We start from the raw sequence: 21,434 nt of genomic DNA, 5'->3' as shown, positions 1-21,434 counted from the left end.
TCTACCAGCCGCGCTCGCCCCGTCTCCGCAACCCCGACCCGCTTCAACGGGCCGAGCGCTACCGTCTTGCCGTATGGCCTCAAAAAGAGAGTTGACATCAATCCGCAATTAAAGGGCCGATTGACATATTTCAACGGGGGCCGCGTTGAAGCGTCGTGGAGCGTGAGTGGCGCCTTATCCACTCGGGGAATCGAGGGTAAACCGCTCAAGCTGAACGGAAAGGAGCCGACAGGTCGCCTAATGCTTTCTGATGTCAGTCATCCTTCGGATGTAGTAGCCCTGCTTCTGAACAGCCGACCTGATCTCCTGACTGACGCTGATTACCCGTGTTTTCTTTCTTCGCCATTTCCCGAGCGCTCCGACGCGGGCTAACGGAGATCCTTTCGCGATGACCAGCAATTCATGCTTATCGTTTACGTACACGTCAAACATTGTTGGCCTTCAAAGAAGCTCAGTTGAGCGATCCCTCAACCGGACGAAGCGCATAGATGCCATGCTCTCAGTATCACCACGTGACAGTGACAATCGACTGCGTAGGCGTCAATCTCTCCATGCTCGCAAAAACAAAAGTCCGACTTCCGTCGGACCTCGCTTCAATCATTTGGGGTTATGGTCGGCGTATACAGTCGAATCGCCGATCGGATCGGTCCTTGATCGGGTGTGTGCGTATGATGGCCTTGCGGCGGCAGTGCATGTCGTGACGCAATGCCGATCTCGCGATGACAGTCTATGCAGCAGTAGATTCCGGCATAGGGAGCCGGCGCTCCTAGTCGGTGATCCTCGTCGAAAGCCTGAGTGGTAGATAGTTGCAGATAGTTCGCCTTCTTGGAGGTGGCCATACAACGTCTCTCAATCGACTAATTTGTCTTGCCGGATGAGCACTCGGTTTCAGCGGGAAAAACCGGTTTGAGATCAATTTGATCCGCACGATTAGTGTCGTAAAATCCGAATTGGCGCCTTTTAAACGATGCGCTTCGCTCAGTTGCTTATCAACTAATACGCCCCCTCCATCGGAGCACTAAACTTAATCTTGTGTCGCGATTGCATCGTGCGTTTTTGCGCTCATGCCTGCAGGAATTATGCGCCTTCGCGTTGGGGACCAACTCCAGACACCGAGATCTCACCCTCGACGGGTCCCTGCCAGTCGCAAAACGAACGAAAGCAGCGCTCTTGCTAGGTTCATGATCTTGCCTTGTTCTGAATGCGTGGCATCGAGCGCTGCCGCTGCGGTGCGCGTGGCGCGCCAGCGTCGCCAAGGACGGATTCCCGAAATTGGGCGCAACCTGAAAATTCGCGCACCGCGCAGCTAGATGTGCAGGCCTTAGTTGGACCAATGGGAATAATTTGAGCTGAGAACGAAAAAGGTCAGTGGCGTTGACAGCGTCGTTCGGATCGTTGCAGTCGGCGTGACATCCATTGGCGAGTACCCACAGTGCGTCGACCTGCTGAAAGTACAACAAAAAGAGGCATTGCGAGCAGAATTTAAGCGTGGATGCCCCTTTCATCGCACTAACAAGTACCAAAATCTCGCTACCGTGTAGCGTCACGGACGTAGCGCACGAGACGCAAGCGCAAGTGCCATGGGAGTAGAATATGTCTCGCTATTTCTACCGACTCCGAATGTGCAGATATGCAGAGGCACTGGTGCGAGGCAGCAAGCGAGAGACGCTGCAAAGAATACGGTTGCAGTATAACCTCATGCAGCTCGGGAACGAACTGGTGTGTTCGCACCTGGCCTTTGGTGCGGCCGGACAGCCGCTTGAGCGCAGATCGAACGAGATCGAAACCGTCCCGTGCGCTTTGGACTCAATGACGGGGCTCGTCTACAACAGAAGAACTACGTGGCTCGATCATCGTGCCCGTGCGCGCGATCTAGCTGCGAGAGGGCTCGGTAAATGTGCTGCACTCGAGCCTGACAGTGTGGCCGTCTCATCCCACGCAGCCGTGGACCACTGCTTTGATGCTCACCCACTTTCCAAGCCCGCGCGGGGCCGCCCCTTTGTCCGTTCGACGGTGCCAATGGCGGCTTGAGAGCTCAATCCGGGTGCCGACCAACGTTTCGAATACCGGGCTCGCGTCGAACGACCCCGGCGCCGATCGAACAGAGGACCTTGGCGTTCCAAGGTTTGCGCGTTTTGGTAAGACGCCTCTTTGCCGAGCGTGCTTGGACGTTGGAGGTTCAATAGCACTATTGCAGAAGGATCGAGATGAGCCCAGTTCCCGAAAATCTTGCGTGGCGCCGGCTTTTTTGGAATTCGGCTCCATGTAATGAGCCGGCCATCTCACAAGTACTGAGCGGATCGTGAAGTGCGCCTCATCGAAACTACTCGAGAAATGGAGAGACGTTCGGATGCCGTACTACTCGTTTGAGGTCGTAATTGGTCAGGAGCACAAAAATCAAGGCGGCCTTATCCTCGAGAATATTGAGCTTGCCGCCGATCGAGCGGACCAACTTGCGATCGAACTGTCAATTGTACATCCGGAGCTGAAGGCTAAAGGCTGTTCGGTTCGAGTTACCAGCGCCGAAAACACTGAAGTCTATCGCAGGCCGCTCGATCCGATCCCGTCATGGGTGAGGCGACAAGAGTGAGCGTGTCTTTAGCGGCGCACGATTTCGAAGGTGTGCGGTTTGGGAAGGCAACGACGTGCCTTACGAGGTTCCTCGATGTACCCTCAGATAACAGACGTTCAAAGGGGACCAGTGCGTAGCCTCCGCAGAGTGGGCCACGGATCGATTCAACTTCGACGTCGCCGGCAACCGAAGCTGTTTGGCGAGCCGGATGAACTGGCGCTGCGTCACGCACGCTCCTGCAGCTTTTTAGTCGCGTGGAGTGCTCGTCAGAGACACCTGTGCTGAAGACATACCGACGAGTTCGTCGTAGCGGCCGACATCGGTCGCGCCCTCGGCGTTGATCAGGAAGACCCGAGCATCTCGTTCGAGACCCACCTTGTCTCGGAGGGTCTGGTCGGAAGCGACCTTCAGAAGGCCCGCGAGACCAACACCACCACTTTCGCCCGAAACGACAGCAGGGTCGGCGTCTCTGGGATTCGCAAGCCGTCTCATAACGCTGATTGCGTCTTCGTCGTCGACAGTCATAAAGGCATCCGCTGTGCGCGAAAGGATGCGCCAGGCGACGAGCGACGGTTCGTAGCATTCGAGCATCGCCATCACGGTCGACTGCCCATGATCTACCTTCACAGCGCGTCCAGCCGGCGCGCTTTCAAAGAGACACGCTGCGCGCGCCGGGTCGACAACCGTGAAAAAGGGGCGGTTCTTGCCTAGCACAACTGAAAAATACCCCGCGACGGCTGCAGCAATACCCCCCACACCCGCTTGGACGAACAATTGTGTCGGGACTTGGGGCGACTGGCGCAGTGCTTCGCTTACAAGGGCGGTATATCCCTGCATCACCAAGCCCGGGATACGCTCGTAGCCCGGCCAAGATGTATCAGATACTGTGAGCCAGCCGTTTTCCGCGGCAACTCGCGACGCCTCGGCGACGGAGTCGTCATAGTTGCCATTGACCCGGATCATCTGGGCACCAAAGCGAGCGATCGCGGTGATGCGCTCGTCGCTGACTCCTGAATGAACGAAGATGGCGCACTTTGCCCCAACGAGCTGATCTGCCATGATTGCCGTCTGTGGCGCACGATACCGTCAATTCCCGGGCTACCGCTTTCACTTCAGGAGTTTGCAGCTCTGACACATCAACGTCTCGGCCGAGCCACCGCGTTGCTTCCTCCAGCACCAGCCGGATCACGGCGTAGGACCCGCCCAAAGCCTTGAAGCTGCCAAGACCGAGCCGATGACCCTCATCCTTGAGGTGAATCGAACCCACGCCAATCTCACGAGCAAGGCCTGCTAATGAAAGGAGCGGCGTTTCCTTGTAACCTTCGCGATACCTGAGAAAGCGCTCGACTTCGCGAGCGGCCTTGACACTCAAGGTGTCCGCATCGGAGACATCCAGGATGGCTCGGTGATTGGGATGCCTGTTGAGAAGCAACATCGTTCGACTCTCTTCCGCCAACAGTGGCTCAATATCAAACGTTTGTTCTCGAGCATAGGCGTTGCATTGCGAGCGCACGGTGGTCACAAGTCCGGGCTGCAAAGCTCCTGAACGGCTGACCAGCAGCCTCGCTGCTGGCTCTCGACGCCCTGAAGTGAGACTGAGGGACCGACAAAATTACGCAAAAACGATGCTGTCGGCGCCCGCACTTCATCGGAGTGTGAATCGGCGCCATGGAATGACCCCGCCGAGGTCAATGGTGTCAGTGGCTTATCGTGCCGATCGGCGTCGGGACCCCATGCCGATTCACAGCTCTAGCAAACATCGACCACCAAAAAGAGGGAGCGATTCAAGGATGTCTCTCCTTCGGTTGTTCTCCTGCGGATAAACCCGGCATCACCCTTAATTTAGCCTTCGATCGAAGTCTCAGCCTTCCTCGTTTTTTCCTGGGTATCGATATTGGGCTGAACAAGTTCGCCAAATCGCGAGTTCGGAGCAATGTGCAATCCCGATAGATCGAGACTCAGGGTAAGCCGCTTCACGGAAACGGAGATGCTTAGGTCGTTGGGTCCTTCAATTTGCGCAGGGCCAACTCGCAAATCCACGTGTACGTTGCTTTCGTCCGTCATTCTTCCGCGCTAGTGACGCTCATGGTAAGTTCAACTAGTTCGGGAACTGCGTTCCGGTCCAAAATCGACTCCCTTCTCATTCGGGCCAGCACCCGTCCTCCTAATCGAGCTGGTGCTGTGCCGAGATTCTTTCGGAGGTGGCTTTAGCGCTTTCAGTGATCGCTTGCTCGTAAGGAAATATGTCATCGCTCAATTCGAAGCCCTCGGTCCTCGAAGCGTGGGGCGCGCATGTTGCTGTTCCGCCGGTTGTATCGACGAAAGATACACTGATCAGTCTTGAACCGGGCATGCTCCCGCTACCGTTTTCCCCGGCAAAACTCCGCCAGCGTTGGCAAATTGTTGGTATCAACGTCGGTAGAGTTGTGGGGGGAAATCCCAAAATGGCGTGTCTCGTCAATGTGAGACGATGCCGAAATCGAATTGCACTTTGCACTGCCGGGACTTCACGCGCGAGGCGTGGCTTTGGACTTCGGCATCGCGCTTGCGCAACGGCAAGCGCGTCGAGATCAGACATATTCACTCGACCTCATGGTATTCGGCCCGGTCGAAATCCGAGCCGAACAGCGCGGCTGCGGCGTCGTAGAGCGCGACGGTATTGACGGTCGACTGCACGGCGTACCAGGCGCGCAATGTTTCGATCGCCGGCGCATAGGCTCGCAACGGTGCCCGGCAATCGAGCACCTCCAGCTTGGGCATCTCCCACTTCGTGCCGGTCGCGGTGATATTCCGATCGACTGTCATTGTCTCTGCTTCGCCGTCGTAGTTGGTCCGCCAGACCCTATGCGCTCGCTATCAGCCTGCCAGTCCGCGCCGTGGCGACGGATCATTTCGCGATGGGACCGATTGATGAAGGCGCGCTCTACGCAAAAGCCGGCGGTGACTGAAGCGGCTACTGCAAGGCAGCAGGCGAGGTAGTCATCCAGTAAGTTCCAAATTATGTTGCTGCCGGCGCCTACGACAAAAGTGAATACTATGGCGGTATTGCGAAATGCCTTAACCATACTTGTTCCCCCAGCCGATCGGCGAGGGACGTTAACATTGCAACCAGGACGTTTAGCGGCGTTTGACGGGCGTGATACGACGTATTTCTGCTAGAGCACGTTGTTTTTTATCAGAATCGGGATTCCGAATTGGGAGGATTTCTGATTCAAACTCCATGCTGGGGAACGGGGCCAGCATGGATGACGCGACCCTTCTCGGAAGATATTCGCGAACGTGCTCTGGCGCGAGCTGACGCCGGCGAGACAGTTCGTTCGATTGCCGAAGCGCTTCAGATCAGTCCCTCCTGTGTAACGAAGTGGAAGAATCTGAGGCGGGAGTACGCGCTGGAAACGCTTGGTGATGAGGACGCGGTCCTGGTCATCGATGCGACCGGCTTTTTGAAACAGGGCAAGCCCTCGTGCGGGGTCGCACGCCAGTACACCGGCTCGGCGGGCAAGATCACCAATTGCCAGATCGGGGTGTTCGCCGCCTATGTGTCGCGGCATGGCCATGCCTTCATCGACCGGGCGCTCTACCTGCCAAAGGAATGGACGGACGAACCCGCTCGCCTGAAGGCAGCGCCTGTACCGTGCGATATTGGCTTTGCGACGAAGCCCAAGATCGCGCGTCAAATGATCGCTCGCGCGATCGCCGTAAAGGTGCCGTTCTCGTTCGTGGCGGCGGACAGCGTCTATGGCACCGGAGAGATCGAAACCCTACTGCGCAAGGCCGGCAAAGGCTATGTTCTGGGTGTTGCTTCCAATCATGTGTTCCGTTCCTGGGGCAAGCAGCAGCCTTCGCCGGCACCGCCTCCGCGATCGCGCAGAGCCTTCCCAAGAAGGCCTGGCGCCGCCTGTCGTCCGGTGGAGGGACCAAAGGTCCGCGCTGGCACGACTGGGCCTATCTCGAATTGGCCGATCTCGACGCCAGTGAATACAACGACGAGCTTGCCGGGGAATGGACGCGGGGCCTTCTGATCCGCCGCAACATTGCCGACGGCAGCTTGGCCTTCTTCTCCACATGGGGCCCCAAGGGCACGTCCATGCAGAAGCTGGTGTCGGTGGAAGGCCATCGCTGGGCTATCGAGGACAGCTTCGAAACCGCTAAGAACGAACTCGGCCTTGATCACAACGAAACCCGCTCCTGGCATGGCTGGCATCGCCATGTCTCACTCGTCATGCTTGCCTTCGCCATGATGGCCGTCATCCGTCATCGGGCCAACACCGGGCCATTGCCCAAAAAAACGCGACCGCGGCCTCGACCGAAGCCTCGTTCTTGATCCGCTGGTCGATCTAGGAAATCCGCCGCCTCGCCATGAAGCTAAGCCAGCGGCGCATCCCGCACGCCACATCCTCGCATGGTCGTCCTGGCGCAGGGCTCATCAGGCAAACGCGCGCAAAGCCATCTCAGGAAAAAATTGCAACTGTAGTGTTGGGGTCTGTACTTAATTAACGCACTCTGATTCTCTTTAGAGGGCAACGCCAAAGAGCTGCTCGATCGCGCCGCCTGACCCCCGTAATGCCGGAGATGTCCAATCCTTAGCGTCTTCTTCGCCGCAAGGCGGCGAGTGGCCTAGTGATCGTGCTGAAAAAATGCATTTACTCATGGTAACAGCAGGAATAGTGCGCTCGATTCAAATAGTAATCTGCGCGTTGGCCGATCTAGCTACGACGGCAGCGAGTTGCTGCTCTCATTCTGTGATGTAACCAAGGGCGTTATGCATGCCCAATCACGACCTTGTCTCGGGAAGTCTCCTGGCACTGACTGCGGCTGGCATCGCGCTGCTTTACTCGAGCCTCCTGACCTTTGTCTTGATCTAAAGCCAACATACTGGCTGCCTTTTTTGCGCGCCGGAGGAAATGATTGGAGCTGGACCATGCAGCAGAACCCCAAGGGCGCAGGCAGATCATCTGGAGCTGCAGGAGTTGTTCGATGGTCGCCGCACCAGTCGGTTGCTATGAAGAGATACTATTTTGATCTTCGCGATGGCAGCCAATTCATCCGTGACGATGAAGGGGTAGAGCTGCCGGACATCGAGTCTGCACGGCAGGAGGCGACCGCTGCGCTCTCGGAGATAACTGGCGGATGGGGCGGAGGCGGGCCGCAGCATCGCATGGCAGTTGAAGTTCGCGATGATCGTGGCCCAATCTTGGAGGCAAGAGTTAGCTTCGAGATCGAACAGCGCGACGTGATAGGACTTGGTTGAGATCGAAATGCAATTTCGGACGCCGATTGACAGCCGAATTCGCGGATCTATGAGCGCGTTCGTGCAACCAGAACTATGGCAGAGTTTAGCTGACTAGCTTTGAAGGTCAAAGCTCGCGAGCCGCTGCCGAATGGCGGCCCATGTTGTGACGCAGTCGTTTGCCAAGCGTAGGTAGCGAGGGAGGCCCCTTTAGTGGCGGCGGTGGATCGTGCCTGCCAGTGTTCTAGCCCACTTGCAAAGAGCACGGACTGATCACCACCCCTCGGCCATCGCGCAAGTGCTCTGGGTGCTACGCGTCTCTGTGCGGAATACCAAAATCTTCGCAGATCACGACAAAAGCCCTTTTCGCCTCCGCATCCTCTCAGCAAAAATGCGCGCCTTCTCTCGGGCAATGCGCGACGCCTCTTCGCGCAAGTGGTCCAATTGCTTCCCCAAGGCCCGTACAATCACACAATCCGCCATTTCGAAATCTCTAGCTTAGAAATCCAGTTCACGATGTACCCGCGCCACCGGCCCGTTGATGTTGACCAACACGTCTTGCGGTTGCCGTGATACGGCTGATCGCGTCGAGACAAGACCGTTACGAGCCTTGATGCAAGCGACCCGAAAACAGATCCGGACCGATAGCACATGATTGTAAGAGAGGCGGAAATCTCTCCCGGACGCCGCGCCCTATTCCCCAGCGGGAACCGCATCGGCCCCCTGCGTTAAGCTTCCTGAACGGCAAACCTAGGAAACGACGCGTTTTGCGTCTAGGATCGCTTTCACCCGGGGCTGGACTGCATTTTTTCACGATGAGCATTTTGAACCCGGAGGGCCGCCGGCAGTATTGTCGGCGGCTTTTTCAAGGAGAAGCGGATGAGGGTTGGGCTGCCCTATCTGGCGATTGGCGTCTGCGCCATGGTCGCAGCCTGGCTTGTGATGAACCGGCTCATCTAGCGTGGCCGAGTCGTGCGGGGGGTGCGTCAATGCATGATTGGAAGAGCGAACTCGATGCACTCGTCGCTGAAACGATGGCGTTCGCCAAATCGTTGAAGGTGGAGATTGAGCGACCCCGGCCGCAGCCAAAAGAAGTCGACGAGCGGGATGGTCTCAGCGTGCCCGACTATGGCGCCAGCGAACGCGATGAGATCAGGAAGCGGGTCGAGAGCTTCAAAGCGCATCAAGAGCGCTTCATGTGCGAGCGCGAAGAATATGCCGATTCGCTGCTGCGCCGGATCAGGCCGATCACCTAGAAGAGTTCGCTGAACCGTTCATGAGCCCCCGCCAAGTCCCTTAAGTCGTGCAGCCCGAGCATACGTGCTCGACGGCCAACCTAAAGGGCGTGAATTTTCCGCCGTTTCGGTCGTCGATAAACGGTAGACTCGCCGCTGTCCCGAACCGGCTCATTCCGGCGCGCGAGAGTTTTCAAGCTCGATCCACTGTTTGCCCTCGTTTTGCGCCGCACATGCACCTCATCACGCTGGAAAGATGCGTTCGTTTCTACAAACAGCAGGATTGCTGCTTTGAACTCGGGGCTCCGTCACACTCGAGCTTCTTTCGAAGACGATCGGCCGACGGACGGCGACCGACTATTTGCCATTGAATCAAATCCGGATACTCTATCCTTCAGCAAGAATTAACGGAGGCTAGAGATCTCATGCGCAACCTTCTGTTTATCGGTGTGCTTGCACTTCCCATCCTCGTCGGCTTTGGATCGCCTTCGACCGCCGCTCCGCGGGGGCGTTCGTACATGCCCCCGGCTCGGCAGGACGTTTATTGCCTGCAGGGACGTACCTGGGGATATCCAGGCAATTGCCAGTTCTCGACCTATGACCAGTGCATGGCCACCGCATCCGGCACCTACGCCTATTGCGGTATGAATCCGATCTACGCGTTCCAGCGACAAGGAGGACAATTGCGCTGATGTGTGATCGTCAAGCGTGATCGAGACATCAGTCTGAGGATTGCTCCTATAAATCGACCTGCCGTGCAAGGTTGAGAGACGTTGCACTTCTGCCCGATCGGTCGTCCCCAGTTCGAGTACGCTGCGCGATGCAGGTCTTCTGAGGTGCATCGGGACGCGTCGCCCTTCAATTCAAATTCAATTCAAAACAAGGAAACAACGCGCAAGTGTCGAACAGACATCTGCTTGTTGCGTTTTTGTCAGCTTCTTCTTCTATGCTGACTTCACGACTGTTCTATCTTGGGTAGCTGTCCACGTGGCGCTCCTAGTGCGAAATCACGCGACGTTACCCGCTAGAGAATGAGGGAGATCTCCAAATGTTGGATGCCCCCACCGCTGCGCTCCTGCGGGTAGTACTCAACGACGTCTGCAAGAATCTTTCCCGGTACGATACCGGTGCTCGCACCGATGCCGCCTCGAAAATTCTGGAAGCTGCGACCACAGGTGAAATACGACCTGACCGCCTAAAACAGATCGGTCGCGACGCTCTTTCCAAGGCCCCGGTGATGTGGCGCTAGCCTTGCCAAGTATGATCTTGTAACTGAGGTGCCACGGAGCCGGTCCTGCAGAGGTCCGATCGCTAAATGTCATCATCGACCAGCAAAGCGCTGCTATTCGTCTCGCAGTCGTTTACTTCGTGGCTGTCATTTCCGACCTTACTCTTTCAGCTCGTCCGCCGTCTACCAACACTTGGCTCGTTCGGCCATCCGATCAAATTCGTCGGTGGCGACCTCGAGTCGTCTCACTTTCGTTCCCAGGTCCAAGTTGGGATCGGCTTTGCGCGGGTTTCGATGGCGCGCTCGCACCAGTAGTCGTGATCGCGAATAGGGTCCTTCATTTGATCGTAAAACGGAATCAGAATTGATGACCTTAGTGTTGCTCGTCGCGCTGATGAGGAGAGCTTTGTGTAAGCGCGGCAGGACCTGACATCTCCTGTGGGGGCGTCTTCCTATCGGGACCGGGCTGTCGGCTTCGCTGAAACCCCCGGCGGTCTGCCGGGTTTGCACCCTTCGGCTTTCATCCCTGACTGAAGCTGCGGAGGAAGCGAAGGTTCGTTAAGCGATCGGCAATCGACGATGCAGGAGCGGAGCGGAGCGGCGTTGGCCGTGACGGGTAGAGGACCGGAGGAGAGTCTTCCGCTGCCCGTCATGGAGATTGCGTCCATGGGGCGGGGGATTCGGCTAATCAGACCGGTCAACAGCTGGTTCGCCGCAATCTCAACATTCAACCGACTTTGACGATCCGTCCGGGATCTCCGGTCCGCGTGATCGTTAATCGTGACCTGGTGCTCGAGCCCCACAGAGGATGAAGATGATGAATAAGCTCAAGCTCGGTGCGATCGAGGACGATACGCCGGTCAAGGTGACACTCGAACTGCCGGCGAATGTCCGTCAGGATCTTGCGGATTATTCCGAGATTTTGGCACGCGAGACTGGACAGCCAATCAGCGACCCGGTGAAACTCATTGCCCCCATGGTGGCTCGGTTCATGGCGACGGATAAAAGTTTCTTGAAAGCTCGCCGAGCGCGTCATCCCGCGGGAGGAGGCGACGGATACGCTCCAGCGCACTCGTCGACACCTCCAGACACCCTGCCACCGCCATCGTGTTTCCGAGCGGTCGAGGCTTTCCGATCGGGCGAAGGGGCCATCCCGCAGGTCGAAGAGTGCGCTTCATGCGGGCGTCGGTAACGGTCACGATTTCGGTCAATCGAATGGAAAGCCCGAACTCCGCCATGCCCGCGAAAAGCTCGTAAGTGGCGGTCGCAGTCCGCCGCTCGCCTTCGGCGCATCTGGCGGAACGTCGAGAGCAACTGCTTTCCCAGACCTGCTCACTTCGTGGCGCGGGCTGCCCTTCCAGAAGGATTGGGAAGGTGTCTCTCAGCATTGTTGGACCGGTCGACAGCACGCGAACGCAACCCTGGATCAGTCCATCACTTGAGCGATGCAATAGATGCACTGGCCCAAGGATGTCAAATTCGTCGACTTCCATGTCGCCGCTGATCTGGACGCCCCATTGAAGGCGCTGTTTGAAGAAGCGATAGCGCAGCCGGTGCATCTCGGCGAGATCGAGGACGTAATCGCCATAGCGGTCTGGCTTTATGAGCAGCATCATTGCTGTCCCGCTGCTTTGTTTCGCAAATCAAAGCAGAAGTCGCCGCAAGGGCATCCTGTGTAGATGCACAGGTGGTTACAAACGCCAATCCAAGTATTTTCGGTAATTTTGATCGGTGCTCTGCGACCGCTAATGAAGCGAGCCGACGCCGAGTTCCCCTTTCATCCCATTCGGCAGTTCTCGGTTATAAAGAGAATTGAAGATCTTTTCGGAGCTCCCATCGTGATGCAGGAGATCGACCGTCTTCTTCGGGATTTTGCTTGGACCAGCCGTACGACCGCTTGACGAACCGTTCGAACGCCGAGCTTCGCTCTGGCATTATCGCGATGAAAGCCTGGAGATATGCCGAGAATCTTTCCGATTTCCCAAGCAGACTTGCCGCGTGCCGACCATTCGAGGCATTCTAATTCGCGAGGAGACAACGGCACGCCGCCGACCGTGCAGTCGGCTTCCAACATGCCCTTCGCGTGCGCATGAAAAAACATCGCCAGCAGCTGCAGAACCTTGGTGCTCTGCTTCATGGACCGGCCGAGATCAATCCGTGGTTCATCGCTCGCAAAGGTTAGCGCCGCGACGGCACCTTTGTTATCGTGGACAGAAACGTGAGTCCCGATCGAATACCGAATTTGGCGGCCCCTTCAAAGAGCTCGCGCTCGCATTCCGATCGCACGGGTGGTCCAAACCCAAGACCCCCAGCGAAAGGGTTTGTTAGTGCGGATCGCCTGACGCACCACCGGGTCGACGGACTCGTAGTTGCGCCGCAACTATTGGCTGCCCAAGACGTGGGATATGTCGAAATCAGGCTCGGGGGGCTTCCTGGCTTCTGGGCTAGAGCCAGGTAAGCAAAGCAAGGCAGATTTAGCGCGGTCGCGATCTCGGCCATGCTTTGCTGAGCAGCATCTCGGTCAGTGCTTTCGGTTAGCCGATCCGCAAACCTTTGAAAGACTCGATACATCACGGATGAACAAACATTGCTTGGCAGCGGGTCCGTGCCAGATCAGGATTAGGCGCGCTGATAAGGCTCTGCAAGTGGTGTCCGGCAACGATCTGCTCGCGCTGGGCTCGTTCATCGCAGTCGCGGGCATCTGCTCGGCACGTCGGCCCGGACCGCCCTTTTATTCAGCGAGCCTGCGCCGCATGCTCTCTCCTCCGGAATCCTGCGTCTCAGTGAGAAAAATGGGCTAACTTCTGCGCAACTTCCCCAGGTCGGTGCGGGTTTCGTACCGCACTTCCGGTTAGAACAGTCTTGAGGTTAAGGAGATTGCATATGAAGGTCGGTGTTCCAAAGGAAATCAAGACGCACGAATATCGCGTGGGCCTGACACCCAGCGCCGTCCGGGAATATGTGGCCGCCGGTCACACCGTGCTGGTTGAGACGAATGCCGGCGCTGGTATTGGCGCGACAGACGATATTATAGCAACGTCGGCGCCACAATCCTAGGCTCCGCTCGCGAGGTGTTCACCTCACTTATCTACATCTTGCTCCGGACCCGGAGCAGGCCAAGGGCCTCTTGAAGTCTGGCTGCACGGCGATCGCGTACGAAACCGTCACCGATGCGTACGGCGGGCTTCCTCTCCTTGCGCCCATGAGCGAGGTGGCTGGCAGGCTTGCGATCGAAGCAGCAGGCAGCGCCCTGAAGCGATATACTGGAGAACGTGGGTTGTTGATCGGCGGGGTGCCAGGTGTCCAGCCGGCCCGTATCGTGGTGATCGGAGGCGGCGTCGTCGGTGCGCATGCCGCACGGATGGCCGCAGGCTTGGGTGCTGAGGTCACAATCCTCGATCGGTCGATACCCCGGCTTCGGTCGCGTTCGTACCAGGTTCTCGACAATTGACGCGGTTGAGGACGAGGTATTTTCCGCGGGCGTCGTGATTGGTGCAGTACTCGTTCCGGGAGTAAGCGCCCCGAAACTCGTTAGCCGCAGCATGCTAGGCTCTATGCGCAAGGGTTCCGTGATCGTGCATGTGGCTATCGATCAGGGCGGATGCTTCGAGACGTCTCGTCCGACCACACATGCTGATCCGACCTACGAAGTGGACGGCGTCATTCATTACTGCGTCGCCAATATGCCGGGAGCCGTCCCGCTCACCTCAAGTCAAGCATTGAACAATGCCACGCTGCCCTTTGGCTTGGCTCTGGCCAATAAGGGCTTTGGCGCCGTGCTCGAAAATCCTCATTTGCGCGCCGGTCTCAACGTCTATCGAGGGCGGCTCACTTACAAGGCCGTGGCCGAGAGCCTCGGCCTTCCGTTCTCACCGATCGATCAGGCCGCCGCCTGATCCCACAGGTCCCCTCGTGGGGCTTTCCTCCCAGACTTGGCGAGCCACTCCTTCGGGATTGGCCGCTTTTTTGTGTGCCGCGTATGAGCGACAGCTTGGAGGCAGTCGTCTACCCAGCCGGATGATGGTCAGGGGCGGGCGACGAGCTAGGCGCCTAAGGGATTCAGACGCATCGCGACCTGCTTTGAAAAGACCCGATCCCTGCTTTGCCGGTCTCCTCAACCCCGTCGCCGCGTTCCTCGCGATCCTCACCGTAAACAGACCTAATCCACCAGAAAATTCGATCGGTTCATGGAGCCCAAGGAATGGCCGACGGTGCTCTCAGCGGTTGAAGAGGGGGGCTGCTTTTGATGCCCGATAATATCGAGTTCCGCGTTGCCCACGCGGAATTTGTTGCTTACCAACGACACTTCGACCGGCTTTGACGTCATACGCCAACTGGTTTGCGGCGCCGTTCTCAAAAAGTTCGAGGCTGAGCGCTGGCTGGCTATCGCCAAGAGCAGCTTTTTCGATCCAGACAACGACTTTCCTACCCCCACAGCGTCGAGTGCTTGCCATTAGCAGGGATGTGTCCGAACACATCCTGGCACTGAATCCTGCGCAAGGGATGTGCAGTAGATCCCGATCCCATCGCTTTAGCTTCGGGAGTTCTTCGCCTCAGTGACGCGTTCAAGCCGGTCCGGACCCATCCACGGTCGAACGCCCTGGACGTACTCCGTGGTTTTCGATGGTCACGCTTCAGCTATCCGCAAGAAGTTTGCAAGCAGTAGATCTCCTTGTTGGGTGAGTATCGATTCGGGGTGGAACTGCACGCCGTAGGTTGGTTGATAGCGATGTGCGAGAGCCATGATCTCGCCTTCGTTCGACCGCGCCGCGACCATCAGCTGCGGCGCGCACAACTCATCGAGATCAACAACAAGAGAGTGGTAGCGACCAACGCGAAGTGGGGACGGCAGGTCTTTGAACAGTCTTCGACCGTCGTGGTTTACGTAAGACGATTGACCGTGCATGGGGCGACGTCCACGCGCGATGCGTCCGCCAAAAACGCTCCCAATACACTGGTGCCCGAGGCAGATGCCGAGAATTGGGACAAAACCTGAGAGTTCACGAACGACCGCGGTGGATATTCCGGCCTCATTCGGAGTGCAAGGACCGGGGGAGACCACCACTGCCCGCGGCTTTAGGCGGATAATATCACTGACGCTGACCACGTCGTTCCGGACAACCTCCGTTTCTGCTCCAAGCTTGCGGAAGTAGCGAGCAATGTTGAAGACGAAGGAGTCGTAGTTATCGATGATAACAATCAAAATGCACCAGATCCTTCGGTACGAAATGCGGCAAAGATCCGCTGCGCCTTGGCGAGTGTCTCCTCGTGTTCGGCCTCTGGATCGGACATTGCCGTAACGCCGCCGCCTGCATGAAAAACAGCCAGTCCGTCGTTGATCGTCACGGTACGAATCGCAATGTTCGTGTCCATTTGCCCATTGAAGCCAAAGAAGCCGATCGCCCCGCAATAGATATCTCGCGCCACGCGCTCTATTTCAGCAATAACTTCCATCGATCTCACTTTGGGCGCCCCTGTGACGGAGCCTCCCGGAAAGCACGCTAGAAGCAGGCTGACCGCGTCCTGGTCCCGTGCAAGCTTGCCTCTAACAATCGAGACGAGGTGGTGCACGGAGGCATATGTTTCGAGGCCGCACAGGCTTGCAACGTCGACCGAATGCGGCGTGCAAACGCGCGAGAGATCGTTGCGCAGGAGATCGACGATCATGATGTTCTCGGCACGGTCTTTTTCCGACCTAAGAAGCAATTGGGCACGGTGCTGGTCTTCGAGGGAAGACACCGAACGTGCGATCGTGCCCTTTATGGGGCGGGTTTCGACGTGTCGTCCATCAAGCTTTAGGAAACGTTCCGGCGAACTCGACGCAATTGTCAGTTTGCCGTACCGCAGGAGGGCCGCAAAGGGGGCGGGGTTTAATGACCGTAGCTGGGAGTAGAAGGCAAGCGGATCAAATGAGCTCGACAGAGGTGCGCTGAAGCGCTGCGCGATGTTGGCCTGAAAGACGTCTCCAGCCAGAATCAAGTCAATGACCCGCTGTACCGCTGCGATATAGGTCTCACGGCTGAAATTCGAGCGCCATGCGCCAACCGTAGCCGGTGTATCGCTACGCTGCGGCCTCGGGGCGGCAAGCAGGGCTACAAATTCATCGGCGCGACGGCGTGCACGCTCGCTTCTCTGTGGCAGATCTTGCACCGGCCATCCGGTCGAGATGATCCAGCATCTGTTGTCGCGGTGGTCGAAGCTGAGGACGACGTCATAGAAGTGCAGGATTGATTGCGGCAGACCCTGACCGGCAATTGACGGCGCCGGCAATCGCTCCAGTAGCCTGTTCAGATCGTAGGCAAAGAAACCTGCGGCGCCTCCTTGGAACGGCGGGAGGTCGGGACGATGCTCTTGCGGATACTTTTCAAGCAGGCCGCGAAGACCTGCCCAAGGATCGCCATTGAGTGCGGTATCATTGCAGCTTGCCTGTCCGTCCGCGACCGCATAAGTGCAGAACGGGTCGCAGGTCAGATATGAATATCGACCAAGCATGTCTTGCTTTGCGGCGCTATCGAGAAAGGTCAGGTGTCGTCGATGCGCGAGACAGCGCATTGCTGTTAGCGGATCAATCCACTTCAGTTCGCGTACGTGCATCGCGTGCTCAGTTAGCGGCAACTTCCGCGCTTTAATAGCCGCTCTGGATTGTGATCCGGGCGTCACCGAGATCGACGATCGGCTTGGCCTCGCAAGCGCTTGAGATCCATTATCGGGCTAATCCTCGCCACTCTATACAGGGCGCCGACCAGTCTGGCTGACCACTGGGGTGGATACGAACCGCGCATCTGTGGATACAGCGTAGTCGGCTGCGAATCGTAGTTCCCGGAGTGGTCGCACCAGTTTGATCGATTCCTGGTATAGATCATGCGCTTTGTAGCGCTGCGAGCTCCGCCTCGCTGTCAAACTCACCATAGACTACCACATCAATGTCGTTGCCGATCTGGTCGGTCTTGCGATTGCGCGCAATCTCCAGCCGGCGTGCACATGGGATTGTAGTGAGAACCGATAGGTCCTCGATGATTTGGTCGATACGCGCCCTATCTTTGGCGCTGAATAGGACGATGTGGCGGATCATGACGCTTCTTAGAAGTGTTGTCGCAAGCACATTGCATAAATATCTTGGAAACGAGTTAATCGCAATGGCTGCCGTGGCACGCCGCGTCGCGTGGGAGGACGGTCGGCAAATTTGACTATTTGGAATCGCGAGCGGTTTGCAATTGAGCTCGCAAGGTTTCCTTCGTGGTCAGGATGCTGGAAGGGCGAGACACTCAATGGTCTGAATGTGGCGCCCGAGAAAGGTTGCAGGCTTGGTCGAGGTTGCGCGCTCGCAGTGCTTGCAGAATCAGGCGGTGATCCTAATTCGATCGTGGTTGCCAGCCGCTGCTGCGTCCCATCGCGAACACCAATCGGGAATTTGCAAGCCGCAGTCCGTCGAGGCTATCGGAGCTAACTAGTCCATGTGCACGATCTCGATAGGTTCGCCCCCGTGCCTCTGCCGCGCTTTTTTTAACCATGCTCGCATCGATAAATCCGACTACAACGCCGGTCACGCACAGAAATGTTCATTCAGGCAGAACTTCATTCGCTGCGCGGTCTGGCACGTCCTCCTTCCAGCGCACCGATCCGAACGGGCGCTCCAACATGCGGCGAACGCGCACGGGCCCAGGACCGATGTGGAAATCACTGGCGTGCCTATCCAGTGCGCGCTCCGACCGCGTCGAACGATTGCGTTGGCGCAAGTAATCCAGCCATGTGGGGCAGTGATACCGTTCGGTCCACAATTCGGGATCCGCGATATCGCGGGCGATAGACCAGCCGTATGCTCCATTGCGTTGCCGAAATAGCTGCACGTCCTGCATCAAGCTATGGAATGCCCGCGCATCTTCCTGGGCAACGCGATATTCGATCTCGACGACTAGAGGGCCGCTGCGATGAGTGAGCGGAAGCCGCACCTCGGGATCGGCCAACATTTCGGCATCTTCGCCCCGCGCGTTGATCCGCGGCATGCGCATCCATAGCCCGAGCAGCGCCGAGAGCAGCATCAGAGTGGCCGATATAAGTAGTGCAGTTTGGACGCCAGCCTGATCGGTGATGCGCCCCCAACCCCAGCTGCCAAGCGCAATTCCGCCAGAAAACGCGGTCTGCCAGGCCGCAACGGCTCGGCCCGCGACCCAGCGCGGCGCGGAGAGCTGCACGCCGATGTTGAACAACGTCCAGATTATGGTCCATACGGCACCTGCTAGGACCAACGCGGCGGCGGTCAGGGTCGCCTCTCGACTGAGCGCGACCGCGACCGTAGCGCAGCCCAGCGAAAGGGTGCAGGCGCGCACCGCAGCCTCACCGGTCATGCGCTTGCGCACCTCGCCGATGTTGAGCGCCCCGATGACCGACCCAATTCCGAGAGCTCCCAGCATGATGCCATAAGTTTGCGCCCCGCCATGTAGGAGATCGCGAGCGACCAGGGGCATCAGCGCCGGGATCGAGCCACCGATCAGGCCGGTTATCATCGTACGTGTCACTACGATCCTAATGGCGGGCGAATTCGCGATGTAGCGCACGCCAGAGATGATCGCTCGGCTTAGCTGTTCAGGCGGCAACCGCGATGGTTCGGCCAAACGTTTCCAAAGGAATAGCGCTATCATTAGCGGCAGATAGAGAATCGCATTGAGCGCAAAAGCCGCCATGGCACCTATGGTAGCAACTACGATGCCGCCGATCGCAGGCCCGAAACTGCGCGCGATGTTGTAGCTGATGCCGTTTAGCGCAACTGCTGCCGGCAGCTCCTCGGCCGGCACCTGCTCGCTGACGGAGGATTGCCAGGCCGGTCCCATTAGCGCCATGCCGCTGCCTACCACAAAGCAAAACACGAGCAACAGCATCGGCGTGGTAATGCCAAACCAGTCGAGCGCAGTCAGCGCCGTCGCACCGCAAAACGAAACTGATAGCGCAACGAGCGCGACCGTGCGGCGATCATACATGTCGGCAATCGCGCCGGCCGGGATCGCAATGAACATCACCGGCAGCAACAACGCCGTCTGCACCAAGGCGACTTTATCAGCCGATGACGTCATCTCCGTCATCGCCCAAGCCGCGCCGACACCCTGGATCAGGATGCCCAGATTCGAAAATAAGCTCGTCAGCCAGATACGCCGGAAAAAAGGATAGCGCAGGGGCCCTGTGACGCCCTCGAGTTTGAAGCTTCGGGCGGAAGGCGTATGAGTCATCTTGGCTCCTGTCTCACCTCCAATAGCTTAGTTCTAGCAGTTTGCTGAAAAACCTTGAACTGGAGAGTTTTCTTGTTCTGGGCAGTGATTGTTAGGGCAGCGCGGTGGGGTTGGATGTAATTTTCTGGCCTGTTGTTGGGTGACCCTGACGCGGGGTGGCTAAGCGGCAAGCAGTTTAGGAATGCGGATCAGGTTATAGGCAATCAGATTGAGCAGGAAGTCGGCGGCGACGCGCGCGATGCCCCGATGCTTGGTCTTGCGCATGGTGCCGTGCCGCTTGCCCCATCCGAAGATGCACTCGACCATCGCCCGGCGTGATTGCGACATGCCATATCCCGGATGCCGGGTCGTTCGTTCGTCGATGGCACTGTTGCGGGTCTTGCCGGTTTTGGTGATGGCCTGGTTCTGCGTCACATGCGGCGTCACGCCGATGGCGCGAAGATTGGCGACATGGTCGGCGGTATCGTACGCCTTGTCCTCACCGGCCGTGATGCGGCGGCCGACAGCTTTGCGTCTCGCCTTCAGCATGGTCTCCGAAGCCCGGCGTTCGGCGGTGCCATTGGCATGCGTGACCCTGCCGGCCACCGCCAGCCCATGCCGGTTCTCCATGGTGGCGTGGCCCATATAGCAAAGCTTGGCCTCTCGTCTGGCCGCCTTGCGACAAAGCCTGCTGTCCGGGTCGCTGGTACTCGCATGGGTATCGTTCTTGCGCTTCTGGCCGTGGAAGTTGGCGCCGTCATCATCGTCGCCGCTGCCGTCCTTGGGGCGGAAGCTCTTTTGTGAAGCCCAGGCTTCGATCAGCGTTCCATCCACCGAGAAGTGCTCGTCCGACAGCAGCGGCTTGACCTGCGGATGGTTCAGAAGCCGGGTCATGAACTTCGTGAACACCTCGCCGTTCTGCAGCCGCTCCCGGTTCTTGGTGAAGGTAGTCGGGTCCCAGACCAGATCGTCCGGCGACAGTCCCACGAACCAACGATACAAGAGATTGTAGTCCAGTTGCTCCATCAACTGGCGTTCCGAGCGGATGCCGTAGAACACCTGCAGCAGCAAGGCGCTCAACAATTGCTCCGGAGTGATCGAAGGGCGTCCCTCGCTGGCGTAAAACATCCCGGACAAGTTCCCGCACCTTCCGCAGCGGATGGTTCGCTGGAACGCGCTTATCCGGCGCAATATACGAAAACAGGCCGCCCTGATCGGTAAACCTGCCGCGCATGATCGCCTCCACCGAATCGAGATGATAAAGTGAATCATCAAGCCCACTCCGTGGCGAGGGGGTTCTTCAGCAGACTGCTAGACCAGATCAGTGACGGCTCGGAAGGATCGGCCATTTGCAAGTGTGCCAGCGAATTGCGTCATCGCCTCTGCGCGATTGACCCGGGACAACCTCATAAGGTCGGCTCATGCCCTAATAGAGTCCTGATAGGATGTCCTTGCGATAAGAGACAAATCTCGCTGATCAGGGAGAAGAAGCGCCGACCGTACGGCCTCGCGAATATCATCGTGCGCGAACCGCTCGGCACGGCCACTTGCTTAGCAAGTCTCCGCGCATCTCCGAAGATTGAGGACAAAGTCAATCGATCACGATACTTTGTCACTTGATCTTCTTGATCAGGAGTGTAGGTGCAGCCCCACATGCGACGGCGGGTCCTTAAGCTGCAGGATCAATTCCGCAGAGCGATGCGGCTTCTGCTCCATTGGACAGGTAGCTCCTGCCTCGAATATCTTGACGATAAAGGAGAGCCCGCGCGGGTTTTTCGCGTTCTAAGCGCGGGAGCGATGAAAAAGAGCGAGAGGAGGCTAATGCGCGACGTAAGGCTTCAGTGTCTCGTCAAGCTTCGTCTGGAGTCTCGATCGGAATGGCAAATCCAGCCTTTACGCGGTCCATCACGACCATGGTCTTGAAGCCCTTGATGTCGGAATTTTCATAGAAGAAGCGCCGGGTGAACTG

General features: G+C 57.7%; 13 protein-coding genes and 9 pseudogenes. 10 read left to right on the top strand and 12 right to left on the bottom strand.

Annotated elements, in window-relative coordinates; translation table 11 throughout:
* Together RAD15_RS42645 and RAD15_RS42640 are read left to right on the top strand one after the other, a co-directional pair.
* Positions 1 to 372 (top strand): hypothetical protein (locus RAD15_RS42645; RefSeq protein ID WP_458184654.1); only part of this gene is annotated, 372 nt, incomplete at its 5' end.
* A gap of 1,978 nt (positions 373 to 2,350) precedes the next feature.
* On the top strand, positions 2,351 to 2,590 hold the full coding sequence (locus RAD15_RS42640) for a hypothetical protein (protein WP_458184653.1): 240 nt from the start codon (positions 2,351 to 2,353) through the stop codon (positions 2,588 to 2,590).
* Positions 2,591 to 2,818: 228 nt separating this feature from the next.
* Here RAD15_RS42640 and RAD15_RS42635 read toward each other — a convergent pair.
* Both RAD15_RS42635 and RAD15_RS42630 read right to left on the bottom strand, forming a co-directional pair.
* Positions 2,819 to 4,007 (bottom strand): annotated as a pseudogene (locus RAD15_RS42635) (diaminopropionate ammonia-lyase).
* A gap of 1,145 nt (positions 4,008 to 5,152) precedes the next feature.
* Positions 5,153 to 5,377, bottom strand: a complete 225-nt coding sequence (locus RAD15_RS42630; protein ID WP_458184652.1) for a hypothetical protein — start codon at positions 5,375 to 5,377, stop codon at positions 5,153 to 5,155.
* A gap of 440 nt (positions 5,378 to 5,817) precedes the next feature.
* On the opposite strand from RAD15_RS42630, the pseudogene RAD15_RS42625 reads away from it, so the two are divergent.
* The 7 genes and pseudogenes from RAD15_RS42625 to RAD15_RS42595 form a co-directional block, all read left to right on the top strand.
* Positions 5,818 to 6,896 (top strand): annotated as a pseudogene (locus RAD15_RS42625) (IS701 family transposase).
* A gap of 597 nt (positions 6,897 to 7,493) precedes the next feature.
* The gene (locus RAD15_RS42620) at positions 7,494 to 7,823 is read left to right on the top strand and encodes a DUF6894 family protein (protein ID WP_458184651.1); all 330 of its coding nucleotides are present in this window, start codon (positions 7,494 to 7,496) and stop codon (positions 7,821 to 7,823) included.
* Between the two features lie 794 nt (positions 7,824 to 8,617).
* Positions 8,618 to 9,058: a hypothetical protein gene (locus RAD15_RS42615; RefSeq protein ID WP_458184650.1), complete on the top strand. Its 441-nt coding sequence runs from the start codon at positions 8,618 to 8,620 to the stop codon at positions 9,056 to 9,058.
* A gap of 404 nt (positions 9,059 to 9,462) precedes the next feature.
* Positions 9,463 to 9,729, top strand: a complete 267-nt coding sequence (locus RAD15_RS42610; RefSeq protein ID WP_458184649.1) for a DUF3551 domain-containing protein — start codon at positions 9,463 to 9,465, stop codon at positions 9,727 to 9,729.
* 356 nt (positions 9,730 to 10,085) lie between these two features.
* Positions 10,086 to 10,286, top strand: a complete 201-nt coding sequence (locus tag RAD15_RS42605; RefSeq protein WP_458184648.1) for a hypothetical protein — start codon at positions 10,086 to 10,088, stop codon at positions 10,284 to 10,286.
* Between the two features lie 644 nt (positions 10,287 to 10,930).
* Positions 10,931 to 11,077: pseudogene (locus tag RAD15_RS42600) on the top strand (TrbI/VirB10 family protein); the annotation flags it as partial.
* 5 nt (positions 11,078 to 11,082) lie between these two features.
* Positions 11,083 to 11,322, top strand: a pseudogene (locus RAD15_RS42595) (DUF2274 domain-containing protein); the annotation flags it as partial.
* Here the strand turns inward: RAD15_RS42595 and RAD15_RS42590 are convergent.
* Positions 11,255 to 11,878, bottom strand: a complete 624-nt coding sequence (locus RAD15_RS42590; RefSeq protein ID WP_458184647.1) for an acyl-homoserine-lactone synthase — start codon at positions 11,876 to 11,878, stop codon at positions 11,255 to 11,257. The pseudogene RAD15_RS42595 and the gene RAD15_RS42590 sit on opposite strands and share 68 nt — an antisense overlap.
* Before the next feature lie 164 nt (positions 11,879 to 12,042).
* Positions 12,043 to 12,402, bottom strand: a complete 360-nt coding sequence (locus RAD15_RS42585) for a helix-turn-helix domain-containing protein (RefSeq protein WP_458184646.1) — start codon at positions 12,400 to 12,402, stop codon at positions 12,043 to 12,045.
* Between the two features lie 746 nt (positions 12,403 to 13,148).
* Between RAD15_RS42585 and RAD15_RS42580 the strand changes: the two are divergent.
* Positions 13,149 to 14,161 (top strand): annotated as a pseudogene (locus tag RAD15_RS42580) (alanine dehydrogenase).
* 263 nt (positions 14,162 to 14,424) lie between these two features.
* Here the strand turns inward: RAD15_RS42580 and RAD15_RS42575 are convergent.
* From RAD15_RS42575 to RAD15_RS42540, 8 genes and pseudogenes are all read right to left on the bottom strand, one after another.
* The gene (locus RAD15_RS42575; RefSeq protein WP_458184645.1) at positions 14,425 to 14,682 is read right to left on the bottom strand and encodes a hypothetical protein; all 258 of its coding nucleotides are present in this window, start codon (positions 14,680 to 14,682) and stop codon (positions 14,425 to 14,427) included.
* A 210-nt stretch (positions 14,683 to 14,892) separates the two neighbouring features.
* Positions 14,893 to 15,468: an anthranilate synthase component II gene (locus tag RAD15_RS42570; RefSeq protein ID WP_458184644.1), complete on the bottom strand. Its 576-nt coding sequence runs from the start codon at positions 15,466 to 15,468 to the stop codon at positions 14,893 to 14,895.
* Complete coding sequence (gene pabB / locus RAD15_RS42565) at positions 15,465 to 16,859, bottom strand: aminodeoxychorismate synthase component I (protein ID WP_458184643.1); 1,395 nt, start codon at positions 16,857 to 16,859, stop codon at positions 15,465 to 15,467. The genes RAD15_RS42570 and pabB overlap by 4 nt, the downstream gene beginning before the upstream one ends.
* 132 nt (positions 16,860 to 16,991) lie before the next feature.
* Positions 16,992 to 17,337, bottom strand: a pseudogene (locus tag RAD15_RS42560) (Dabb family protein).
* 168 nt (positions 17,338 to 17,505) lie between these two features.
* Positions 17,506 to 17,701: pseudogene (locus tag RAD15_RS42555) on the bottom strand (FCD domain-containing protein); the annotation flags it as partial.
* A 123-nt stretch (positions 17,702 to 17,824) separates the two neighbouring features.
* Positions 17,825 to 19,486 (bottom strand): MFS transporter, encoded by a 1,662-nt coding sequence (locus RAD15_RS42550; protein WP_458184642.1) that lies wholly within the window; start codon positions 19,484 to 19,486, stop codon positions 17,825 to 17,827.
* Positions 19,487 to 19,645: 159 nt separating this feature from the next.
* A pseudogene (locus RAD15_RS42545) lies at positions 19,646 to 20,699 on the bottom strand (IS5 family transposase).
* A gap of 615 nt (positions 20,700 to 21,314) precedes the next feature.
* Positions 21,315 to 21,434, bottom strand: a pseudogene (locus RAD15_RS42540) (ArsR family transcriptional regulator); the annotation flags it as partial.

The sequence above is a fragment of the Bradyrhizobium sp. 14AA genome (assembly GCF_054185205.1).
This window is presented reverse-complemented; position numbering and strand designations above follow the sequence as displayed.